We start from the raw sequence: 18,254 nt of genomic DNA on the forward strand, positions 1-18,254 counted from the left end.
GCGCCGCCGCGCGTGACGACGGGGGCCGGGTGCCCGGCCAGGCACATCGCGGCCCCGCGACCGTCCGGGGCGATGTCCACGGTGCAGAGCGTCGCGAAGATCTCCTCGTCCTCGCGCTCGTGCTCCAGGACCTCCTGGAGCGTCGCGAGGAGCCGGTCGCCGCTGAGCCCGGCGAGGGTGAGCGCGCGCCAGGCGATGCGCAGCTCGACGCCGAGCGCTGCCTCGTCCGGGCCGTGCCCGCTGACGTCGCCGATCATCGCGTGCACGACGCCGTCCGGGGTGCGCACGGTGTCGTAGAAGTCGCCGCCGAGCAGCGCGCGGGAGCGCCCGGGGCGGTAGTGCGCGGCGAAGCGCAGCGGGGCACCGTCGAGGAGCGGGGTGGGGAGCAGGCCGCGCTCCAGGCGGGCGTTCTCCTCGGCGCGCAGGCGGCCCTCGGTGAGCTGGCGCTGCGCGGTGTCGGCACGTTTGCGCTCGACGGCGTAGCGGACGGCGCGGCTCAGGACGCGGCCGTCGAGCTCGTCGCGGACGAGGAAGTCCTGCGCGCCGACGCGGACCGCCTCCGCGCCGCCCTCGACGTCCTCGGAGGCGGTGAGGGCGAGGACGGCGTGGTGCGGGGCGAGGTCGAGGAGGCGGCGCAGGACGGCGAGCGGGTCGTCGTCGCCCGCCGCCGCGAGGCTGAGGTCGAGCAGCACGCAGTGCACGTCGTCGGTGAGGAGCCGGGCGGCCTCGGTGAGGTTGCGGGCGGTGCGTACGCGGATGGGCCGCCCGGAGGCGTCGAGCATCTCGGGGATGCTGAGCGAGCCCGCCGGGTCGTTCTCCACGAGGAGCAGCGTGAGGTGCCTCGCGCCGGTGGCCGGGGTCGCGGAGGGCCGCGAGCGGCGTTCCGCGTCGTACGGGCCGGGTTTCCCGGCGCCGTCGCCCTCGCCGTCGGCCGATTTCCCCGCCGGGACCGCGCCGCCCGGTGCGGGGACGGGGGCGATCGTGTGGCCCGTGCTGTGGGCGAGCAGGCCCGCGCCGGGGCGCCCCGCGCGGGGGTGGTCACCCGGGGTGACCGGGGTGAGGTGCGCGCGGGGGGCCGCGGACGGCGGCGGCCCGGCCGCTCCTGACCGGTTTCCGTTTCCGGGTACGGGCACTTCCTCCGCCTCCCTCCGAGGCCGCGACGGGACACCGGGCGGCGCCCCACCGACGGGGACCCTAGCGGCCGGTGCGCGGCGAACGGAATGCCGGGCGGACGCGGAAGACCGTCATATGCCGCCCCCAGCAGCCCATTTGCGGACGAGCCGACCGGGGGAGGGATGACGAAGGTCACGCCGGGGGCCTGCAACCGGAGGCGGATTCGTGGCGCGCGTCACGCGCCCGCCCTCAGTCCTCGGCGGGGCTCTTGGCGGTACTTCCGCCCGGTTCGGGGGTTTTGTCAGCCGGGGGCGTGGTGGTGCCGGAGGGGGAGGTGCGGGAGTGGCGCCGTGCGTCGCGGGGGGTGTCCTTCGCCGTGCCCTTCGCCCCGCCCTTCCCCCCGCCCTTCCCGGTGTCCGCGCCCTCCTGCGGCTTTCCCTTGTCACCGGGCTTCGCCGTGCCGGCGGCCCTGTCCTCGTCCCCGGGCTTCGCCTTGCCGGCGGGCTTCGTCCCGTCCTCCGGCTCCGTCCGGGCCGCCGCCTCCGGGTCGGGGCGGGCCACCCCGAGGATCTGCATGGAGCCCACCCCGGCGCGGGTGACCGAGCGCCCGGGGCGCGGGGCGTGGATGATCTCGCCGTCGCCCACGTAGATGCCGACGTGGCTCGCGTCGGAGTGGTAGATGACGAGGTCGCCGGGGCGGATCTGCCCGAGCGGTACGTGCTGGAGCTGCCGCCACTGCTCCTGCGAGGTGCGCGGGATGATGCGGCCCGCCGCCGCCCACGCCTGCGAGGTGAGCCCGGAGCAGTCGAAGGAGTCGGGCCCGGCGGCGGCCCACACGTAGGGCTTGCCGAGCTGGGCCGTCGCGAACGCGACGGCCTTCGCACCCTGCTCGCTCGCGCCGGTGGCCGTCCCCGCGGAGGCCCCGGTCTCCGGACCCGTCCCCGTACCGGCGCCCGCGCCGGGCAGGACGCCCGTGCCGAGCAGGCGGGCCTGGGCCCGGGCGGCCTCCGCCTCCTCCAGGGCGCGCAGCCGCTGCCGCTCCTTCTTCTCCAGCCGGGATTCCAGGAGTTCGGCGTCCTTGATCTCCCGCTCGATCTCCGTGCGCGCCGTGTCCTTGGCCTTCTCGGCCCTTTCGAGGCGGTGCAGCGAGTCGGTCGCGTCCTTCTTGTCGCGGGTCAGCGCGCGCTGGGTGTCGCGGACCTGGCCGAGGAGGACGGCGCTGCCCTGGGCGCCCTCCTTGGCGAGTTCGGCGGCGCGGAGGAAGTCGTCGGGGTCGTCGCTGAGGACGAGGCGCTGCTGCACGGAGAGGCCGCCACCCTGGTCGCGGTACTGGGCGATCGCGGCGGCGGTGAGGCGTTCGCGGAGGTCGGCGAGGCGCTGTTCGCCGCGTACGACCCGGGTGGTGAGCGCCTCCACCCGGCCGGACTGCTCGGCGCGCTTCTCCTCGGCGGCGTTGTACGCGTCGGTGGCCTCGCCCGCCTCGGAGTAGAGGGCGTCGATACGGGACCGTACGGTCTCCAGCTCGGCGTTGCTCAGTTCCTTGCCGGGGGACTTGCTCGTGACGCCCAGCGAGCCCGGCTCGGGGAGCGGGGCGGCGAAGGCGGAACCGGGGGCGGAGAAGGCGAGCGCGGCACAGACGACGGCGAGCGCGCTGAGCGGCAACCGCCGCCCGCCCCGCCGGGGAGGCGGCGCGTCCTCCCCGTGCCGCGTCCGGTCCCGAGCCGCGCTCATGTCACGGTTCAACGTCCCCGCCCCCTGGTTCCTCAGCTCCGTCTGTCCGCGCACCGGCCGTAGCTCCGTCTGTCCGCGCACCGGCCGTCAAAGGCCCCTTACCGGTGGGTAACCCCTCCGGATGGTGCCATGGCGGGCCCGCGCGGCGACAGAGGCAGGCGGGGACGGTTTGCTGTGAATCCCCGTGTGGGCGCCCATCCGCTCACCCCCTCGGTGCCACCGCCGCCCACTCCACCGTCAGTTCCCCCTCCCGCCACCGTTCCTCACGCCCCACCAGCGGCCACCCCGTCGCCCGCAGCGTCCGCGCCGTCTCCGTCCAGCGCTGCCGTGCCCCGTACGCCGCGTAGGGTGCCGCCGCCGCCCACGCGCGGTCGGCCTCCCGCAGGAAGGCGTGCACCGGCTCGCCCGGCACGTTGCGGTGGATGAGGGCCTTCGGCAGCCGCTCGGCGAGGTCGGAGGGGCGTTCCAGGCCCGCGAGCCGGGCCGCGAAGGTGACCGTCCGGGGCCCCTCGGGGCCGAGCGCGATCCACACGTGCCGCCGCCCGATCTCGTCGCACGTGCCCTCCACGAGCAGCCCGCCCGGCGCGAGCCGCGCGCACAGCCGCTCCCACACCCCGGCGACCTCGTCCTCGTCGTACTGGCGCAGCACGTTCGCGGCGCGGATCAGCAGCGGCGCGGCACCGCCGGGAAGCGGCACCTCGAAGCCGCCGTGCAGGAAATCGAGCCCCTCGCGCCGGTACGGGAGCGCCGCCGCCACCCGCGCGGGCTCGATCTCGACCCCGTACACCCGCACCCCCGGCGCCGCCGCGCGCAGCCGCCCGAGCAGTTCGACCGCCGTCCAGGGGGCGGCCCCGTAGCCGAGATCGACCGCGACGGGCGAGGCGGCGCGGCGCAACGCGGGGCCGTGCGTGCGCGCGATCCAGCGGTCCATGCGCCGCAGCCGGTTCGGGTTCGTCGTCCCACGGGTCACCGTCCCCACCGGACGGGCGGGGGACGGGCGGGGATTCATGGGTACGAGGGTACGGCGAGGGCGGAGGAGCGGGAGCGGGCAAAGGTGCCCGTACGGTCACTCCGTGTCAGCGATGATCACCGGGCGGTCAGGGTTGGGTAAAGAAACGGCCGCTCTCGCCAGGGGGGAAATGGACTCCGGGGCTCCGGTGTTCCCGCTTGAGGGCCGTTCTCCGCCCGTATCGCGTGGGACGCGCGAGCCGGACGGGGCGCGGGCCACCGGGGCGGGCCGTCACGGCGTCGCCGCCCCCCGTACCGTCCCCGCAGCCACCGCACGCTTCAAGGAGGACCGCCCCGTGAGCCAGTACGTGTCGAGGCTCGGGTTCCGGCCGAACGCACCCGGCGCCAGGACGGGCGCCGGCCGGCTCGGCGCCCAGGCGGGCCGCCTGCGCCTGCCGGGCCCCGGGCGCCGGGCCCCGCGCCGCGTCGCCATGCTCAGCGTGCACACCTCGCCCCTGCACCAGCCGGGCACGGGCGACGCGGGCGGCATGAACGTCTACATCGTGGAACTGGCCCGCCGCCTGGCCGCGCACGACATCGAGGTGGAGATCTTCACGCGCGCCACCGAGGGCGGCCTCGAACCCTGCGTCGAGCTGACCCCGGGGGTCCTCGTGCGGCACGTGGACGCGGGCCCGTACGAGGGCCTGAACAAGGAGGACCTGCCCGCCCAGCTGTGCGCCTTCACGCACGGCGTCATGCGTGCCTGGGCCGGGCACCGCCCCGGCCACTACGACCTCGTGCACTCGCACTACTGGCTCTCCGGGCACGTGGGCTGGCTCGCGGCCGAGCGCTGGGGCGTCCCGCTCGTGCACGCCATGCACACGATGGCGAAGGTCAAGAACGCGGCGCTCGCCGAGGGCGACACCCCCGAGCCCGCCGCGCGCGTCATCGGCGAGACGCAGGTGGTCGAGGCGGCGGACCGGCTCATCGCGAACACCGAGGAGGAGGCCGAGGAACTGGTGCGCCACTACGCGGCCGACCCCGGCCGCATCGCCGTCGTGCACCCCGGCGTCAACCTCGACCGCTTCTGTCCCCACGACGGTCGCGCCGCAGCGCGCGCCCGCCTCGGCCTCCCGCAGGACGCCCTCATCCCGCTCTTCGCGGGCCGCATCCAGCCGCTCAAGGCCCCCGACATCCTCCTGCGCGCCGTCGCCCACCTCCTCGACGAGCGCCCGGAGCTGCGCCGCCACCTCCTCGTCCCCGTCGTCGGCGGCCCCTCCGGCAGCGGCCTCGCGAAGCCCGAGCGGCTCCAGAAGCTGGCCGCGCGGCTCGGTATCAGCGACGTCGTCCGGTTCCAGCCGCCGGTCGGGCAGGAGCGGCTCGCCGACTGGTTCCGCGCCGCGTCCGTGCTCGTCATGCCCTCGTACAGCGAGTCCTTCGGGCTCGTCGCGATCGAGGCGCAGGCGGCCGGCACCCCGGTGATCGCCGCCTCGGTCGGCGGACTGCCGGTGGCGGTACGGGACGGGGTGACGGGTTTCCTCGTAGCGGGCCACGACCCCGCCGACTACGCGGCGCGCCTCGCCCGCTTCGTGGACGCCCCCGAGCTGACCGCCCGCATGGGCGAGGCGGCGGCGCGGCACGCGCTGTCGTTCGGCTGGGACACGGCCGCCTCGGCGACGGCGGACGTGTACGCCGCCGCCGTGCAGGAGCGGAGGCTTCGCGTACGCTCGCAGCACGTCTGACCTGGGAGGAACGAGCACCGTGACCGCTGAGGAAAGCCCCGACGCCGTCCTGAGAGCCTTCCTGGAGGACGCGGAACTGGAGTGGGAGAGCCCCGCGCCGGGCAGCTACGTCGTCACCCTCCCCGGAACCCGCAAGCTCTCCACGACGCTCTCGCTCCTGATCGGCAAGCACACCCTCTCCCTGCAAGCCTTCGTCGTGCGCCACCCCGACGCCGACGAGGCCGCCGTGCACCGCTGGCTGCTGGAGCACAATCTCAAGCTGTACGGCGTGAGTTACGCGATCGACCACCTCGGGGACGTCTACCTCACGGGCCGCCTCCCGCTCTCCGCCGTGACCCCCGCCGAACTCGACCGCCTCCTCGGCTCGGTCCTCGAAGCGGCGGACGGCAGCTTCAACACGCTCCTGGAACTCGGCTTCGCCGACGCGATCCGCAAGGAGTACGCCTGGCGCGTCTCGCGCGGCGAATCGACCCGCAACCTGGAGGCGTTCGGAAGGCTGACGGGGGAGGGGAGAGAGCCGGGGGAGCGCAAGAGCCCGGGGGAGGGGCGGGGCGGCGCGGACGGGGGGAAGGGCTGACGCCCGGCACATCCGCGCACGCCCGCCCGTACGCTCGCCCCGGGCGCGGGGCGCGGGGCGCGGGGCGCGGGGCGCGGGGCGCGGGGCGCGGGGCTCGCCCCGCCGCTCTCCGGCCTCGCCTACTGGTCGAGGTCGGACATGTCCAGGACGAACCGGTAGCGGACATCGCCGGCGGCAAGGCGGTCCAGGGCGGTTTCGATCTCGCCGGAGGGAAGCGTCTCGACGTCGGCCGTGATGCCGTGCTCGGCACAGAACGCGAGCATTTCCGCGGTCTGCCGCAGTCCTGCCGTGCCGGAGGAGGTGAGCTTCTTGCGGCCCGCTCCCAGTTCCCAGAGCTTCGGCCCGGTCAGCAGGGGGTTCCCGAGGACGCACAGAATCCCGTCCAGGCCCAGCATCTCGATGAGCGGTGAGAGCTCGTGGCCGGCCGAGATGGTGTCGAGGATGAAGTCGAAACGGCCTCGGGCGGCGGCCTGTGCCTCGTCGGTGGTCACGAGCAGTTCGCCGGCCCCCAGGCGCCGGGCGTCCTGCTCCTTGGCCGCGCTGCGGCTGAGGACGGTGACGTCGGCTCCCAGCGCGGCGGCGAACTTGACCGCGAGGTGGCCGAGCCCGCCGAGCCCGGCGACGGCCACCCGGCTGCCGGGGCCGACCCCGGCGGCCCGCATCGGCTCCCAGACGCTGACGCCCGCGCACAGGAGCGGCGCCGCGGCGGCGGGGTCGAGCGCGTCGGGCAGGGGGAAGGCGAACTTCTCGCGCAGCACGTACTCGCGGCTGTAGGCGCCCTTGGTCGGGGTGCCGTCGATGCGGTCGGTGCCGCCGTAGGTGGTGGTCGGGCGGTCGTGGCAGTAGTTCTCCTGTCCCGCCTCGCACATGGCGCACGCGCCGCACGAGTCGACGATCGTGCCGATGGCGGCCCGGTCGCCCACGGCGAATCCGGTGACGGCCTCGCCGACGGCGACGACGACGCCGGTGGCTTCATGGCCGGGGACGAGGTCCTTCTCGCCGAGCATCCCGTGAATGCGGTGCAGGTCGCTGTGGCAGACCCCGCAGTAGTCGATCCGCACGGCGATGTCGTCCGGGCGCGGATCACGCCGCGCGAAGGTGACGCGGGTCAGTGCGTTGCTGGCCGGATCAAGGCTCTGCCAGCCGGTCGTGGTCCTCATGAGCAGGTCCCCTCCTCAAAACGGAATCAGAATTCACCTTAACGTGATGCGGAACGACGATTCCGTTTTAAGTACACTGGGCCGATGAGCCCGCGAACCAGCCCTTCGGCCACCCCTCGCGCCCCGCGCCGCGACGCGCTGCGCAACGACGCGATCGTCATCAAGGCCGCGCGTGCGGTCTTCGCCGAGCAGGGACCGCAGGCGAGCATGGAGGCCATCGCCGCCCGGGCCGGCCTGGGCGTCGGCACGATCTACCGGCGGTTCGCGGGCAAGGACGCTCTCCTCGACGCCATCGCGCGGCTCTTCGTAGAGGAACTGGACCGGGCCGCGGCGACCGCGCTCGAAGACCCCGATCCCGCCGCCGGCCTCGGGCGGTTCCTGGACTTCGTGGGAACCTTCAACGCGGAGAAACGCCGCTACGCGACCTCCCTGACCGACCGCGTGCCCAGTGACGACGAGGTGAGCGCGCGCACGGCGGACCGGGTCCGGCGGCTGACACGGAACGCGGTCGCGTCGGGATATCTGGCGCAGGGCGTGACGGGCGATGACATCAAGGCCCTCATCGTGGCGATGCGCGGCGTGATCGCCGCTTCGCCGGACGGGGACGACGGCCCCTGGCGCCGTTTCGTCCGCATCCATCTCGCGGGTCTTCGCGCGGGCTGACCGCGCCGCGCCGAGTCCCCCCGGCCTCTTGAATTTCCGCCCCGATCCTCCCGCCGAAAGCCCGCTAGGCGGCCAACCACGCCCCCCGTCCGACGAGTTGAGTCCGCCCGTGTCCCGCCGGGTCACCGCTCCCGCGCCCCCGCGGCACACGACGACGTACGCCCGCGCGCGGCACCCCTTCCCTCCCGCGTCCCGCGCGCGCACTCCGCCCCGCGCCTACGCTCACGGCACCCCCCGCCCCCTCCCGGAAGGGCCCCGCCGCCGTGCGCGACATCCGCAGCACCGAAGACGTCCTCGTGCTCCTCGACGGCCTCTTCCCCGCCACCGCCGACCGCTGGAGCGCCGACGGCTCCGCCTGGTGGGACGCCTTCTACGGGGACGCGGACCGCGCCGTCCCCTTCCGCGACGCCGGGCCCGACGAACACCTCGCCGCGCACCTCGCCGCCGGTCGCCTCGGCGCCCCGGGCCGCGCGCTCGACCTCGGCTGCGGCACGGGCCGCAACGCCGCCCATCTCGCGGCGCACGGCTGGCGGGTGGACGCCGTGGACCTGTCCGCGACCGCCCTCGCCACGGCCCGTACCCGCGTCCCCGCCACCGTGCGCCTGCACCACGGCGACGCCTTCGCGCTCGCCGCCCTGACCGGCCCCTACGACCTCGTCCACGACGGCGGCTGCTTCCACCACCTCCCCCCGCACCGCCGCCTCAGCCATCTCGCGCTGCTCGCCCGCGTCCTGCGGCCCGGCGGACTCCTCACGCTCACGTGCTTCGCGAGCGGCCGTCCCGGCTCGGGCTCGGAACTTCCCGACGCCGCTTTCTACCGGGGGGAGCACGCGGGTTCCCTGCACGGCGGCCTCGCCTACTCCGCCGACGCGCTCCGCGCCGTCTTCGCGACCGGCCCCGCGTTCCTGACCTGCGAGGAGCTGCGCCCGATGCGGGTCCCGGGCCCGGACGAGGGCCTTTTCGGTATGGACTGCCTGTGGGCGGGACTCTTCCGCCGCCCGGCGTGAGGGAGGGTCAGGGCGCGGCGACGTCCGGCGCCGGACGCTCGGGCGCGCACAGGCCCGGCTCCGAAAACTCCCGCGCCCGCGCGTCCGGTTCCCCCGCCGACAGCCGGCCCCGGGACCCCGCGGAAGGCTTCGCCGTCCGCAGCACGACCCCGTACCCCGCCCCCGCGACCGTCCCCAGCACCGCGCACGACCCCCACAGCCACCCCGCGCCCAGGTGGTCGATCATCGCGCCCGCCATCAGCGGCGCGACCAGCGCGGCGGCCGACCAGGACAGCCCGTACACGCCCTGGTAGCGGCCGCGCCCGCGGACCGGCGAGAGCTGGACGACCAGGCCCGTCTGGGTCGGCGCGTTGACCATCTCGGCGAGCGTCCACACCGTGATCGTCATGAGGAGCACGGCCATCGAGTCGGCGAAGGCGGTGAGCCCGAGCCCGTACCCGGCGAGGAGCGAGGAGAGGACGAGCAGCCGCCCGGGGGAGCGGTGCGCGATGAAGCGGGTCAGCGGGATCTGGAGGACCACGATGAGGACGCCGTTGAGCGCGATCGCGCTGCCGTAGTCGGCGGGCGAGAACCCGGCCTGCCCCATCATGATCGGCAGCCCGACCTGCGCCTCCTGGAAGATGAGCGCGACGAGGAACGACAGCCCCACGACCGCCATGAACCGCCCGTCCCGCGCCACGGTCCGCAGGCCGACCTCGTCCGCGCGCGCCCCCTTGTCGCTCCCGGCGTGCTCCGGCCGGGTCTCCGGGAGCTTGAGGAACACCACGACCGCACAGGCCATCGTGAGCGCGGCGTCGCCGAGGAAACCGGCGAGGTAGCTGTACTCGGCGACGAAACCGGCGAGCACGGAGGAGACGGCGAAGCCGAGGTTGATGGCCCAGTAGTTGAGCGCGAAGGCGCGGACGCGGTCCTCGGGCGGCACGAGGTCGGCGAGCATCGCCCGCACGGCGGGCCGCGCGGCGTTGTTGACGAAGCCGACGACCGCCGCGACGCCCGCGATGGCGACCGGGTGCGTGACGAAGCCGAGCACCGCGACGGCGAGCGCCGTGCCCGCCTGCGCGGTGAACATCGTGGGCCGCCGCCCCCAGCGGTCGGTGAGCACCCCGCCGATGAGCGAGGCGAGGACCCCGCCGAGCCCGAACAGCGCCGCGACGAGACCCGCGTACGAGGCGGAGTAGCCGCGCTCGACGGTCAGGTAGATCGCCATGAAGGTGTAGACGAAGCCGCCGAGCCGGTTGATGAGCGTGCTCGTCCACAGCCACCAGAAGGCGCGCGGCAGCCCCGCCACGCTCTCGTGCAGGGCGCCGCGCACCCGTGCGACGGACGACATGGAACCCCCTGGGGACGGTGCTGCGGTAAGCGGCCGAACGGCCATCGACACCTTACGGAGCGGGGTGAGCGCACAGCCACTGGATTGACGCCGCCCGTCAATCGTCGGCGGGGCTCCGGAGAGCCCCGCCGCGCCCGTACGAGCGGGCCGTTCCACGCTCCGGGCGGGCGCGGCGGGGCCCCTGCCCGTGGATTACGCTCGGAGCCATGGCCGACGCACCGTACAAGCTGATCCTCCTCCGCCACGGCGAGAGCGAGTGGAACGCGACGAACCAGTTCACCGGGTGGGTGGACGTCAACCTCACCGAGAAGGGCGAGAAGGAGGCCCTGCGCGGTGGTGAGCTGCTCAAGGACTCCGGGCTGCTGCCCGACGTGGTCCACACCTCGCTCCTCAAGCGGGCGATCCGCACCGCGCAGATCGGCCTGGCGGCCGCCGAGCGCCACTGGATTCCGGTCCGCCGCTCCTGGCGCCTGAACGAGCGGCACTACGGCGCGCTCCAGGGCAAGGACAAGGCGCAGACGCTCGCCGAGTTCGGCGAGGAGCAGTTCCAGCAGTGGCGCCGCTCCTACGACGTCCCGCCGCCCCCGCTCGCGGCCGACGCCGAGTACTCGCAGGCGCACGACGCGCGCTACCAGACGATCCCCTCGGACGTGCGCCCCGACACGGAGTGCCTCCAGGACGTCGTCGTCCGGATGCTCCCGTACTGGTACGACGCGATCGTCCCCGACCTCCAGGCGGGCCGCACGGTCCTCGTCGCCGCCCACGGCAACAGCCTCCGCGCCCTGGTCAAGCACCTGGACCAGATCTCGGACGAGGACATCGCCGGCCTCAACATCCCCACCGGCATCCCCCTCGCCTACGACCTCGACGCCGACTTCCAGCCGGTGAAGAAGGGCGGCACCTACCTCGACCCCGAGGCCGCCAAGGCCAGCATCGAAGCGGTCAAGAACCAGGGCCGCAAGTAACACCCCCCCCGCACGGTGCCGTCCCCGGGCAGGGGGCGGCACCGTTGTCGTATCCCGTGCGCGCGGTCTCCCGGCATCCGCTCGCACCCGGAGGAGGGTCGTGGTCCACGCGGGCATCGCGCCCCGCCACCTGCTCCTCCGGCCGTGGCCGAGGGCCAGACCCGCCGAGGCCCGGGGAACCAGGTACGGAAGCCCCTGCCGCTCTCCTACGCTCCCCGCATGAGCCACCCCTCCCGCGCGCCCGGGTCGGCGCCCCGCCACTCCGTCTCCGTCGCCGGGGCCGTCGTCGATTCGCGGGGGCGGTTTCTCGTGATGCGGCGGGCTGATAACGGCGCGTGGGAACTGCCGGGTGGGGTGCTGGAGTTGGCGAAAACTCCGGAGGCGGGGGTGTGGCGGGAGGTGTGGGAGGAGACGGGGGTCGAGGTGGAGGTCGGGGGGCTCAGCGGGGTGTACAAGAACCTGGCCCGGGGGATCGTCGCGCTCGTGTTCCGGTGCCGGCCGGTGGGAGGTGTCCTCCGGGTGTCGGCGGAGTCCAGCGAGGTGGTGTGGCTGACGGCCGGGGAGGTGCGGGAGCGGGTGGCCGAGGTGTTCGCCGTGCGGCTCCTGGACGCCGAGCGGGACGGCGTCGTCGTGCGGAGCCATGACGGGTGGGCGTTTGTTGATGGTTCGTGACATTCGTGGGGGCCTGGGCGGGGAGGGATGTCGCGTACGTACCTCTTGTGAAGCTGGGAGCATCATGCGCCGTCGTCTCGTTCCGCTCGCCGTTCTCGTCGCCTCCGCCGCGCTCGTCGCCGCGCCCGCCGCGCAGGCCGCGGGGAAGCCCGCCGCCCACGAGTCCGCCGCCATCAAGGAGTGTGCCACCGGCTCCACCTCGCTCGCCGTCGGCAAGGTCAGGCGGTCCGTCAACCACCTCCTCCTCACCCTCACCAACGACGGCAAGCGCCCCTGCTACGCCTACGGGGCCCCGACCGTCGTCTTCGACGACGAACCGGCCGCGACCGGCATCCTCACGGACAGCAGCCCGCAGGCCGTCGTCACGCTGGAGCCCGGCGAGTCCGCGTACGCGGCGATCGGCACGTCCAGCCCGGACGGCGCGCGCGGCCGTACCGTCCACCACCTCAGCTCCTGGCTCGCCAACCGCAAGCTCCAGGCCGTCGGCGACGCCGCCACGCTCGCCCTCCCCGCGGCCACCCACGTGGACGACTCCGCCTTCGTCACGTACTGGCAGTCCACGCCCGACCTCGCGCTGTACTGGTAGGACCCGCGGCCTCGTCCCGGTCCGGCAACAGCCTCGTCACCGGTGCCCTCCCGCGCCCCGGCCCGTGCTGAGGTGGAGGCATGGAACGTTCCCGGGTCGCGCTCGCTCTCGCCGGTGTCGTCGTGCTCGGTGCCGTCGGCACCGCCTCCGCCAACGACGGGATCGCGCGGCCCGTCGCCGGGAGCGCGTGCCGGGCGGAGCCGAGACAGGCGGAACGGGAACCCGACATCGACGGGGACGGGCACGGGGACGTGCTCCTGGAGACGGGCGGGGACGAGCGGACGGGCGTCGACACCGGCCGGATACGCGTGCGGTACGGGGGCGGGGGCCCGGCCCGTACCGCCTACCTGACGCAGGAGGACTTCGGCCTGCGCGGGCAGCGGCAGACGGTGGGCGGCTCCGCGAGCGGCGTCCCCGCCGTCGCGGACCTCGACGGGGACGGGGCCGACGACGTCGTGACCGGCGCGCTCCCCGCCGTCCGCTGGGGCGGCCCGCGCACCCTCGCGCCGACCCGTCTCAGCTTCCCGTACCGGTCCGGGGCCGAGGTCGAACGCCCGCCCGTCGCGGGGGACTTCGACGGTGACGGCCATCCCGATCTCGCCTCGCTGCGCGCCGTGGACGAGCGCACCGAAGTCGTCGTGCTGCACGGCCCGTTCACCCGCCAGGGCCGCGCGGCCCGTACGGAGGTGCGGCGGACCCCCGCCGGGGCCGCGCCCGGCCTCGCGCTCCTCGCCGCCGAGGCGACCGGGGACGGCGCCGACGACCTCCTCGTGCACGAGCCGGGCGCGCACACGAGCCCGTACCTGCTTCCGGGCGGCACCGGCCGGCACGCCCTCGCGCCGCCCGTACGGCTTCCGCGCGGTGACGCGCTCGCCGTCGGTGACTACGACGGCGACGGCCGCCCTGACCTCGCGATCGGTGACAGCGGCGTGCCCGACGACGACGGCGAGTCCCCCGTCGCGGACCGGCGCGGGCGGGTCCTCGTCGTGTACGGGCGGGACCGCGCCCACCCCGTGGTGGTGGAGGGCGGCGCCCCGCGCGGCGGCTTCGGGCTCGGCGTGCTCACCGCCGACCTCGACGGCGACGGCTGCGACGACCTCGCCGTGCGCTCCGCGCCCGACCGCGACCTGGAGACCGACACGCTCACCGTGCTGCACGGCGGCTCGGCGCACGGCCTCGGCTCGTCCGTGTGGGGGCGGATCGGGCGCGGCCCCGTGCTCCCGCTGCGGGCGGTGGAGGCCGGGGACGGGCGGCAGGAACTGCTCGTCGAGGAGGGGAGGCCGGACGACGACGGGTACTGGGCGGAGAGGACCGAACGGCTCGTGGGCGCGCGGGAGGTGACAGCGCGGTGAGGGGGCGGCGCGGCGAGGGGGCGGGGCGTGAGGCCGCCCCGGCTCAGCTCCGCAGCCGGTACGAGTCGGGCAGGTCCCGCACCTCCACCGACGTGACGACGTGCGGCCCGCCCCCCACGTACCGGCCGAGGAGCGCGAGGACCGCGTCCGACAGGTGGGCCTTCTGCGCGGGCGAGCGGTTCGGGAGCAGCGCGACCGTGACGTGCACGTAGGGGTGTTCCTCGCCCGCGACGAAGGTGAGCGGCGCGGGGCGGAAGAAGATCTTGCCGACTCCGGCGGAGTGTGACGCGGTCACGACGAGCGGGTCGAGTTCCTTCGCGAAGGCGCGCCGGTCGAAGAGGGTGTCGTCCAGCCGTTCGGTGTAGTCGACGGTGATGTGTGGCATGGACGGCTCCGCTCCGGCTCCCCCGATCGTGGCTCGATGGGCGTACCACCCATTTTCGCGCGGGGTCCGGGGCCGGTGGCACGGCGGAGCGGTGACCCCGGTCACGCCCCGGCCGTCCGGGTCCTAGGCTCGGCGCATGAGAGCACTGGTGCTGGGCGGGACGGCCTTCGTGGGGCGGGCGATCGTGGACCGCTGCTGGGGGACGGGGCCGAGGTGACGCTCTTCGGGCGCGGCCGGACGGGCCGGGAGCTGTTCCCGGGGCTGCGCAGGCTCACCGGCGACCGGGACGCCGGGGACTACGCGGCGCTGACGGCGGCGGCGCGGGAGCGGCCCTTCGACGCGGTCGTGGACGTGAGCGGGTACGTCCTGCGGCAGGTGCGGGGGGGGGCGATCGCGGCGCTCGACGCGGCGGGCGGCCACGCGGGGCGGTACCTCTTCGTCTCCACGCAGGCCGTGTACGCGGGCCCCGGGGCGGACGAGGACACCCCGCGCAAGGCGCCCCGGCCCGACGCGGACGAGGTCGCGCTGCTGGACGACACGACGTACGGCCCCGCGAAGGTGGCCTGCGAGGACGAGGTGACCGCGCGCTTCGGGGAGCGCGCCACGCTCGTCCGCCCCGGGCAGGTGACGGGCCCGTACGACACCTCGGACGCGCTCGTCCACTGGCTTCGGCGCGCCGCGCGGGGCGGCCCGGTGGCGGTGCCCGCCGATCCGGCGCAGCCCGTGCAGTCGCTCGACGCGCGGGACCTGGGGCGCCTGGTCGCCGCCCTGCTCCGCGCGGACCGGGGCGGAGCCTTCAACGCGGTCGGCCCCGCCGAGCCGCTGACGCTCGCGGGGCTGCTCGCGGTGTGCGCGCGGGTGGCGGGCGCCGAGGCGTGGCCCGTGCCCGTGGCGGACCGGCCCGGGTATTTCCCGCTCGTGCGGCGGGACTGGGCGAGCCAGCGGCGCTCGGCCGCGCGGGCGCGGGCGGTGGGGCTGACCGCGACGCCGTTCGTGGAGACGGTCGCCGCGGTGCGGGAGTGGGACGCCGGGCGCGGGCGGCCCGCGCTGGAGGCGGGGCTCGGGTACACGGCGGAGCGTGAGGCGGAGCTGCTCGCGGCGGGGGACACCTCCGGGAGGCGCCCCCTGCGAGGTGAGTGAGTGCTCACCCATGTCGCAGGGGGCGGGGGCTCAGCCGGAGCAGCCCCCGCACTGGCACGGCGACCCGGACTGGCACCCGCAGCCGCAGCCCGAGCCGCAGCCGCAGGCGCCGAGGAGGGGCGGCCGGGGGCCTTCGGCGGGGGTGGGGGTCTCGTCAGGGGTCTCGGGCATGGGTCCTCCTCGATCGGGGGCGTACCTCGTATCCAGGGGAACCGCACGGGGCGGGGGGCGTCAACGGCGTACGGGGGGCAGGGCGGCGGAGGCTCGTACCACCGTGCGCCCGTCAGGCTCCCCGCACCACGAAGAACAGCCCCTCCGGCGTTTGAGGAGCGGGGTCCGGGGGAGCGTCCCGGGAGGTCAGCTCCCCTCCACGGGCCCGGCCGCCTGGATGTCGTCCGCGTGCTCCCCCGTCACGAGGTACACCACCCGCTTGGCCACCGACACCGCGTGGTCCGCGAACCGCTCGTAGTAGCGGCCGAGGAGCGTGACGTCCACCGCCGTCTCGATGCCGTGCTTCCAGCGCTCGTCGATGAGGTGCTGGAAGAGGGTGCGGTGCAGCAGGTCCATCTCGTCGTCGTCCTGCTCCAGCTGGAGGGCGAGGTCGATGTCCTTGGTGATGATGACCTCCGCCGCCTTCGCCATGAGCCGCTGGGCGAGCTGCCCCATCTCCAGGAGGGTCGCCTGGAGGTCGCGCGGGACGGGGGACTCGGGGTAGCGCAGCCGGGCCTGCTTGGCGACGTGCTGGGCGAGGTCGCCCGAGCGCTCCAGGTCGGCGCTCATCCGCAGGCTCGTGACGACGACCCGCAGGTCCGTCGCGACGGGCTGCTGCCGGGCCAGCAGCTCGATCGCCTTCGCCTCCAGCTCGTGCTGGAGCTCGTCCACGCGCGAGTCGGCCGCGATGACGTTCTCGGCGAGCTGGAGGTCGGCGTCGAGCATCGCCGTCGTGGCCCGGCCGATCGCCGAGCCGACGAGCCGGGCCATCTCGACCAGGTCATCGCTGATCGAGTCGAGTTCCTCGTGGTACGCGTCGCGCATGGCGTTCCTCACTCCAAGACCGAAACAGGGCCGGACGGGGGAGTTCCCCGCGCCCACGCTGCCACGGTCGGCCCCGTACGCGACGCGTTCCGGCCGCCCAAGTGAACCGGTCCCGTCACCAAGGTGAACTCTGGGCGACGAGTGTTCGAGGTGACCCCCGAACGTCTGGGAGGTACCCGCCGGGCCGACCTACTCTTGCGGCATGGACGTGAACGCGGCGGTGGCCGCAGCCGCCGCTCTCGCCGGGCTCTGCACCGGGGTGATCGCCGCGCTCGCCTTCCGCTGGAGCGAGCGCGAACTCAAGCGCCCGACCAGGACTTCCCTGCACACCGACGCGGCCCTGCCGCCCGGCGTCGACACGGTCCTGTCGGTGCTCTCCTCCTCCGCCGTCGTGCTGGACGAGGAGGACGACGTCGTCAAGGCCAGCTCGGCCGCGTACGCCCTCGGGCTCGTCCGGGGCGGGCGCCTGGCCGTCGAGCCGATGCTCAAGCTGGCCCGCGAGACCCGCAGGGACGGCGAGATACGCCAGACGGAACTCGACCTCCCGCGCCGCACCGGCCGGGGCGGCCCGCTCGCGGTCTCCGCGCGCGTCGCGCCGCTCGGCTCCCGCCTCGTCCTCCTCCTCGTGGAGGACCTGACCCGCGCCCGCCGCATCGAGGCGGTACGGCGCGACTTCGTCGCCAACGTCAGCCACGAGCTCAAGACCCCGGTCGGCGCGCTCTCCCTCCTCTCCGAGGCCGTCATGGACGCCTCCGACGACCCCGAGGCCGTCGAGCGCTTCGCCGGGCGGATGCAGAAGGAGGCGACGCGCCTGACGACCCTCGTGCAGGAGCTGATCGACCTCTCGCGCGTCCAGAACGACGACCCGCTGGAGGACGCGGAACCCGTGCTCGTACGGGACCTCGTCGCCGAGGCCGTCGACCGCTGCCGCCAGACGGCGGGCACGAAGCACATCACGATCGTCCCCGGCGGCATGGGCGAGGACCTGTCCGTGTGGGGCAACAGGGGCCAGCTCGCCGCCGCGCTCGGCAACCTGGTCGAGAACGCCGTCAACTACAGCCCCGAGCACACCCGCGTCGGCATCGCCGCGCGCCGCGCCCCCGCGGGCGGCGGCGACCTCGTGGAGCTGGCCGTCACCGACCAGGGCATCGGGATCTCCGAGAAGGACCGCGAGCGCGTCTTCGAACGGTTCTACCGCGTCGACCCGGCCCGCTCCCGCATGACGGGCGGGACCGGCATCGGCCTCGCGATCGTCAAGCACGTCGCGGCCTCGCACGGCGGCGAGGTCACCGTCTGGAGCACCGAGGGCGAGGGCTCCACCTTCACCCTGCGCCTCCCGGAGGCCGGCACCGCCCGCACCTTCGACAGCCCCGGCGACACCTCCCGCACCACGCCCCGCACCGCCCACGGCGCCACCCGCGCCGCCTCCCGCCGCACCCAGCGCGGCGGCCACGCGGCCGGCCCCACCGGGCGCGGCGGGGCCGGCACGGGCCGGGGCGAGGCGCCCCGCACCGGGTCCGCGCCCCGCGTCACCGCTCCCGAGAACCCGGCCCCGCGCGCCTCCCGCGCGCGCGGCGCCGCCCCCTCTTCTTCCACCGGTACGTCCGACGAGACCGCCTCGTTCGAACCCCTTCCCGCCCCGGAGGTCCTTCCGTGACCCGAGTGCTCGTCGTCGAGGACGAGGAATCCTTCAGCGACGCCCTGTCCTACATGCTCCGCAAGGAGGGATTCGAGGTGGCGATCGCCGCCACCGGCCCCGACGGACTCGACGAGTTCGACCGCAACGGAGCCGACCTGGTCCTCCTCGATCTCATGCTCCCCGGCCTGCCGGGAACCGAGGTCTGCCGC

General features: G+C 75.0%; 19 protein-coding genes. 11 read left to right on the forward strand and 8 right to left on the reverse strand.

Annotation, left to right across the window (positions count from 1 at the left end):
* From SSBG_RS15785 to SSBG_RS15795, 3 genes are all read right to left on the reverse strand, one after another.
* On the reverse strand, nt 1-1,133 hold a 1,133-nt coding region (locus tag SSBG_RS15785; RefSeq protein WP_008747094.1), incomplete at its 3' end, for a PP2C family protein-serine/threonine phosphatase.
* Between the two features lie 229 nt (nt 1,134-1,362).
* On the reverse strand, nt 1,363-2,844 hold the full coding sequence (locus SSBG_RS15790) for a C40 family peptidase (protein WP_086023056.1): 1,482 nt from the start codon (nt 2,842-2,844) through the stop codon (nt 1,363-1,365).
* Between the two features lie 202 nt (nt 2,845-3,046).
* Nucleotides 3,047-3,853, reverse strand: a complete 807-nt coding sequence (locus tag SSBG_RS15795) for a class I SAM-dependent methyltransferase (protein WP_008747096.1) — start codon at nt 3,851-3,853, stop codon at nt 3,047-3,049.
* A 295-nt stretch (nt 3,854-4,148) separates the two neighbouring features.
* Between SSBG_RS15795 and mshA the strand changes: the two genes are divergently transcribed.
* Both mshA and SSBG_RS15805 read left to right on the forward strand, forming a co-directional pair.
* On the forward strand, nt 4,149-5,534 hold the full coding sequence (gene mshA / locus SSBG_RS15800) for a D-inositol-3-phosphate glycosyltransferase (protein ID WP_008747097.1): 1,386 nt from the start codon (nt 4,149-4,151) through the stop codon (nt 5,532-5,534).
* A gap of 19 nt (nt 5,535-5,553) precedes the next feature.
* Nucleotides 5,554-6,111: a YbjN domain-containing protein gene (locus SSBG_RS15805; protein WP_008747098.1), complete on the forward strand. Its 558-nt coding sequence runs from the start codon at nt 5,554-5,556 to the stop codon at nt 6,109-6,111.
* 119 nt (nt 6,112-6,230) lie between these two features.
* Here SSBG_RS15805 and SSBG_RS15810 read toward each other — a convergent pair whose 3' ends face one another.
* Nucleotides 6,231-7,271, reverse strand: a complete 1,041-nt coding sequence (locus SSBG_RS15810) for an NAD(P)-dependent alcohol dehydrogenase (protein WP_008747099.1) — start codon at nt 7,269-7,271, stop codon at nt 6,231-6,233.
* 84 nt (nt 7,272-7,355) lie between these two features.
* On the opposite strand from SSBG_RS15810, the gene SSBG_RS15815 reads away from it, so the two are divergent.
* Nucleotides 7,356-7,934 carry a TetR/AcrR family transcriptional regulator gene (locus tag SSBG_RS15815; protein ID WP_008747100.1) on the forward strand — a complete coding sequence of 193 codons (579 nt, stop codon included), beginning with the start codon at nt 7,356-7,358 and terminating at the stop codon, nt 7,932-7,934.
* Between the two features lie 263 nt (nt 7,935-8,197).
* Complete coding sequence (locus tag SSBG_RS15820) at nt 8,198-8,941, forward strand: class I SAM-dependent methyltransferase (RefSeq protein WP_008747101.1); 744 nt, start codon at nt 8,198-8,200, stop codon at nt 8,939-8,941.
* A 7-nt stretch (nt 8,942-8,948) separates the two neighbouring features.
* On the opposite strand, the gene SSBG_RS15825 is transcribed toward SSBG_RS15820, so the two are convergent.
* Nucleotides 8,949-10,271, reverse strand: a complete 1,323-nt coding sequence (locus tag SSBG_RS15825; RefSeq protein ID WP_008747102.1) for an MDR family MFS transporter — start codon at nt 10,269-10,271, stop codon at nt 8,949-8,951.
* Between the two features lie 206 nt (nt 10,272-10,477).
* On the opposite strand from SSBG_RS15825, the gene SSBG_RS15830 reads away from it, so the two are divergent.
* The 4 genes from SSBG_RS15830 to SSBG_RS15845 all read left to right on the forward strand — a co-directional run bounded on the left by SSBG_RS15830 (nt 10,478) and on the right by SSBG_RS15845 (nt 13,846).
* Nucleotides 10,478-11,236 (forward strand): phosphoglyceromutase, encoded by a 759-nt coding sequence (locus SSBG_RS15830; protein WP_008747103.1) that lies wholly within the window; start codon nt 10,478-10,480, stop codon nt 11,234-11,236.
* Nucleotides 11,237-11,455: 219 nt separating this feature from the next.
* On the forward strand, nt 11,456-11,908 hold the full coding sequence (locus SSBG_RS15835) for an NUDIX domain-containing protein (RefSeq protein ID WP_008747104.1): 453 nt from the start codon (nt 11,456-11,458) through the stop codon (nt 11,906-11,908).
* Nucleotides 11,909-11,972: 64 nt separating this feature from the next.
* Nucleotides 11,973-12,494: a DUF4232 domain-containing protein gene (locus tag SSBG_RS15840; RefSeq protein ID WP_037869888.1), complete on the forward strand. Its 522-nt coding sequence runs from the start codon at nt 11,973-11,975 to the stop codon at nt 12,492-12,494.
* An 80-nt stretch (nt 12,495-12,574) separates the two neighbouring features.
* Nucleotides 12,575-13,846, forward strand: a complete 1,272-nt coding sequence (locus tag SSBG_RS15845) for an FG-GAP repeat domain-containing protein (RefSeq protein WP_008747106.1) — start codon at nt 12,575-12,577, stop codon at nt 13,844-13,846.
* 43 nt (nt 13,847-13,889) lie between these two features.
* Here SSBG_RS15845 and SSBG_RS15850 read toward each other — a convergent pair whose 3' ends face one another.
* Nucleotides 13,890-14,231 carry a 5-carboxymethyl-2-hydroxymuconate Delta-isomerase gene (locus SSBG_RS15850; RefSeq protein WP_037869895.1) on the reverse strand — a complete coding sequence of 114 codons (342 nt, stop codon included), beginning with the start codon at nt 14,229-14,231 and terminating at the stop codon, nt 13,890-13,892.
* A gap of 213 nt (nt 14,232-14,444) precedes the next feature.
* Between SSBG_RS15850 and SSBG_RS15855 the strand changes: the two genes are divergently transcribed.
* Complete coding sequence (locus SSBG_RS15855) at nt 14,445-15,371, forward strand: NAD-dependent epimerase/dehydratase family protein (protein WP_234010550.1); 927 nt, start codon at nt 14,445-14,447, stop codon at nt 15,369-15,371.
* Nucleotides 15,372-15,401: 30 nt separating this feature from the next.
* On the opposite strand, the gene SSBG_RS33705 is transcribed toward SSBG_RS15855, so the two are convergent.
* Together SSBG_RS33705 and phoU are read right to left on the reverse strand one after the other, a co-directional pair.
* On the reverse strand, nt 15,402-15,542 hold the full coding sequence (locus SSBG_RS33705; RefSeq protein ID WP_199781374.1) for a hypothetical protein: 141 nt from the start codon (nt 15,540-15,542) through the stop codon (nt 15,402-15,404).
* A gap of 186 nt (nt 15,543-15,728) precedes the next feature.
* Nucleotides 15,729-16,406: a phosphate signaling complex protein PhoU gene (phoU, locus tag SSBG_RS15860; protein ID WP_008747109.1), complete on the reverse strand. Its 678-nt coding sequence runs from the start codon at nt 16,404-16,406 to the stop codon at nt 15,729-15,731.
* Between the two features lie 202 nt (nt 16,407-16,608).
* On the opposite strand from phoU, the gene SSBG_RS15865 reads away from it, so the two are divergent.
* Nucleotides 16,609-18,063, forward strand: a complete 1,455-nt coding sequence (locus tag SSBG_RS15865) for a sensor histidine kinase (protein WP_037869896.1) — start codon at nt 16,609-16,611, stop codon at nt 18,061-18,063.
* Nucleotides 18,060-18,254 (forward strand): response regulator (locus SSBG_RS15870; protein ID WP_158677783.1); only part of this gene is annotated, 195 nt, incomplete at its 3' end. The genes SSBG_RS15865 and SSBG_RS15870, both read left to right, overlap by 4 nt.

It is taken from the genome of Streptomyces sp. SPB074 (genome assembly GCF_000154905.1).
Taxonomy (GTDB): Bacteria; Actinomycetota; Actinomycetes; order Streptomycetales; family Streptomycetaceae; genus Streptomyces.

What these genes read in the sequence shown, in the direction of transcription:
- SSBG_RS15845 (WP_008747106.1), top strand. Translation starts at nt 12,575, where the DNA reads ATGGAACGTTCCCGGGTCGCGCTCGCTCTCGCCGGTGTCGTCGTGCTC.
- SSBG_RS15840 (WP_037869888.1), top strand. Translation starts at nt 11,973, where the DNA reads ATGCGCCGTCGTCTCGTTCCGCTCGCCGTTCTCGTCGCCTCCGCCGCG.
- SSBG_RS15795 (WP_008747096.1), bottom strand. Translation starts at nt 3,853, where the DNA reads ATGAATCCCCGCCCGTCCCCCGCCCGTCCGGTGGGGACGGTGACCCGT.
- SSBG_RS15835 (WP_008747104.1), top strand. Translation starts at nt 11,456, where the DNA reads ATGAGCCACCCCTCCCGCGCGCCCGGGTCGGCGCCCCGCCACTCCGTC.
- SSBG_RS15825 (WP_008747102.1), bottom strand. Translation starts at nt 10,271, where the DNA reads ATGTCGTCCGTCGCACGGGTGCGCGGCGCCCTGCACGAGAGCGTGGCG.
- SSBG_RS15815 (WP_008747100.1), top strand. Translation starts at nt 7,356, where the DNA reads ATGAGCCCGCGAACCAGCCCTTCGGCCACCCCTCGCGCCCCGCGCCGC.
- SSBG_RS15850 (WP_037869895.1), bottom strand. Translation starts at nt 14,231, where the DNA reads ATGCCACACATCACCGTCGACTACACCGAACGGCTGGACGACACCCTC.
- SSBG_RS33705 (WP_199781374.1), bottom strand. Translation starts at nt 15,542, where the DNA reads ATGCCCGAGACCCCTGACGAGACCCCCACCCCCGCCGAAGGCCCCCGG.
- SSBG_RS15865 (WP_037869896.1), top strand. Translation starts at nt 16,609, where the DNA reads ATGGACGTGAACGCGGCGGTGGCCGCAGCCGCCGCTCTCGCCGGGCTC.
- SSBG_RS15830 (WP_008747103.1), top strand. Translation starts at nt 10,478, where the DNA reads ATGGCCGACGCACCGTACAAGCTGATCCTCCTCCGCCACGGCGAGAGC.
- SSBG_RS15790 (WP_086023056.1), bottom strand. Translation starts at nt 2,844, where the DNA reads ATGAGCGCGGCTCGGGACCGGACGCGGCACGGGGAGGACGCGCCGCCT.
- SSBG_RS15810 (WP_008747099.1), bottom strand. Translation starts at nt 7,271, where the DNA reads ATGAGGACCACGACCGGCTGGCAGAGCCTTGATCCGGCCAGCAACGCA.
- phoU (WP_008747109.1), bottom strand. Translation starts at nt 16,406, where the DNA reads ATGCGCGACGCGTACCACGAGGAACTCGACTCGATCAGCGATGACCTG.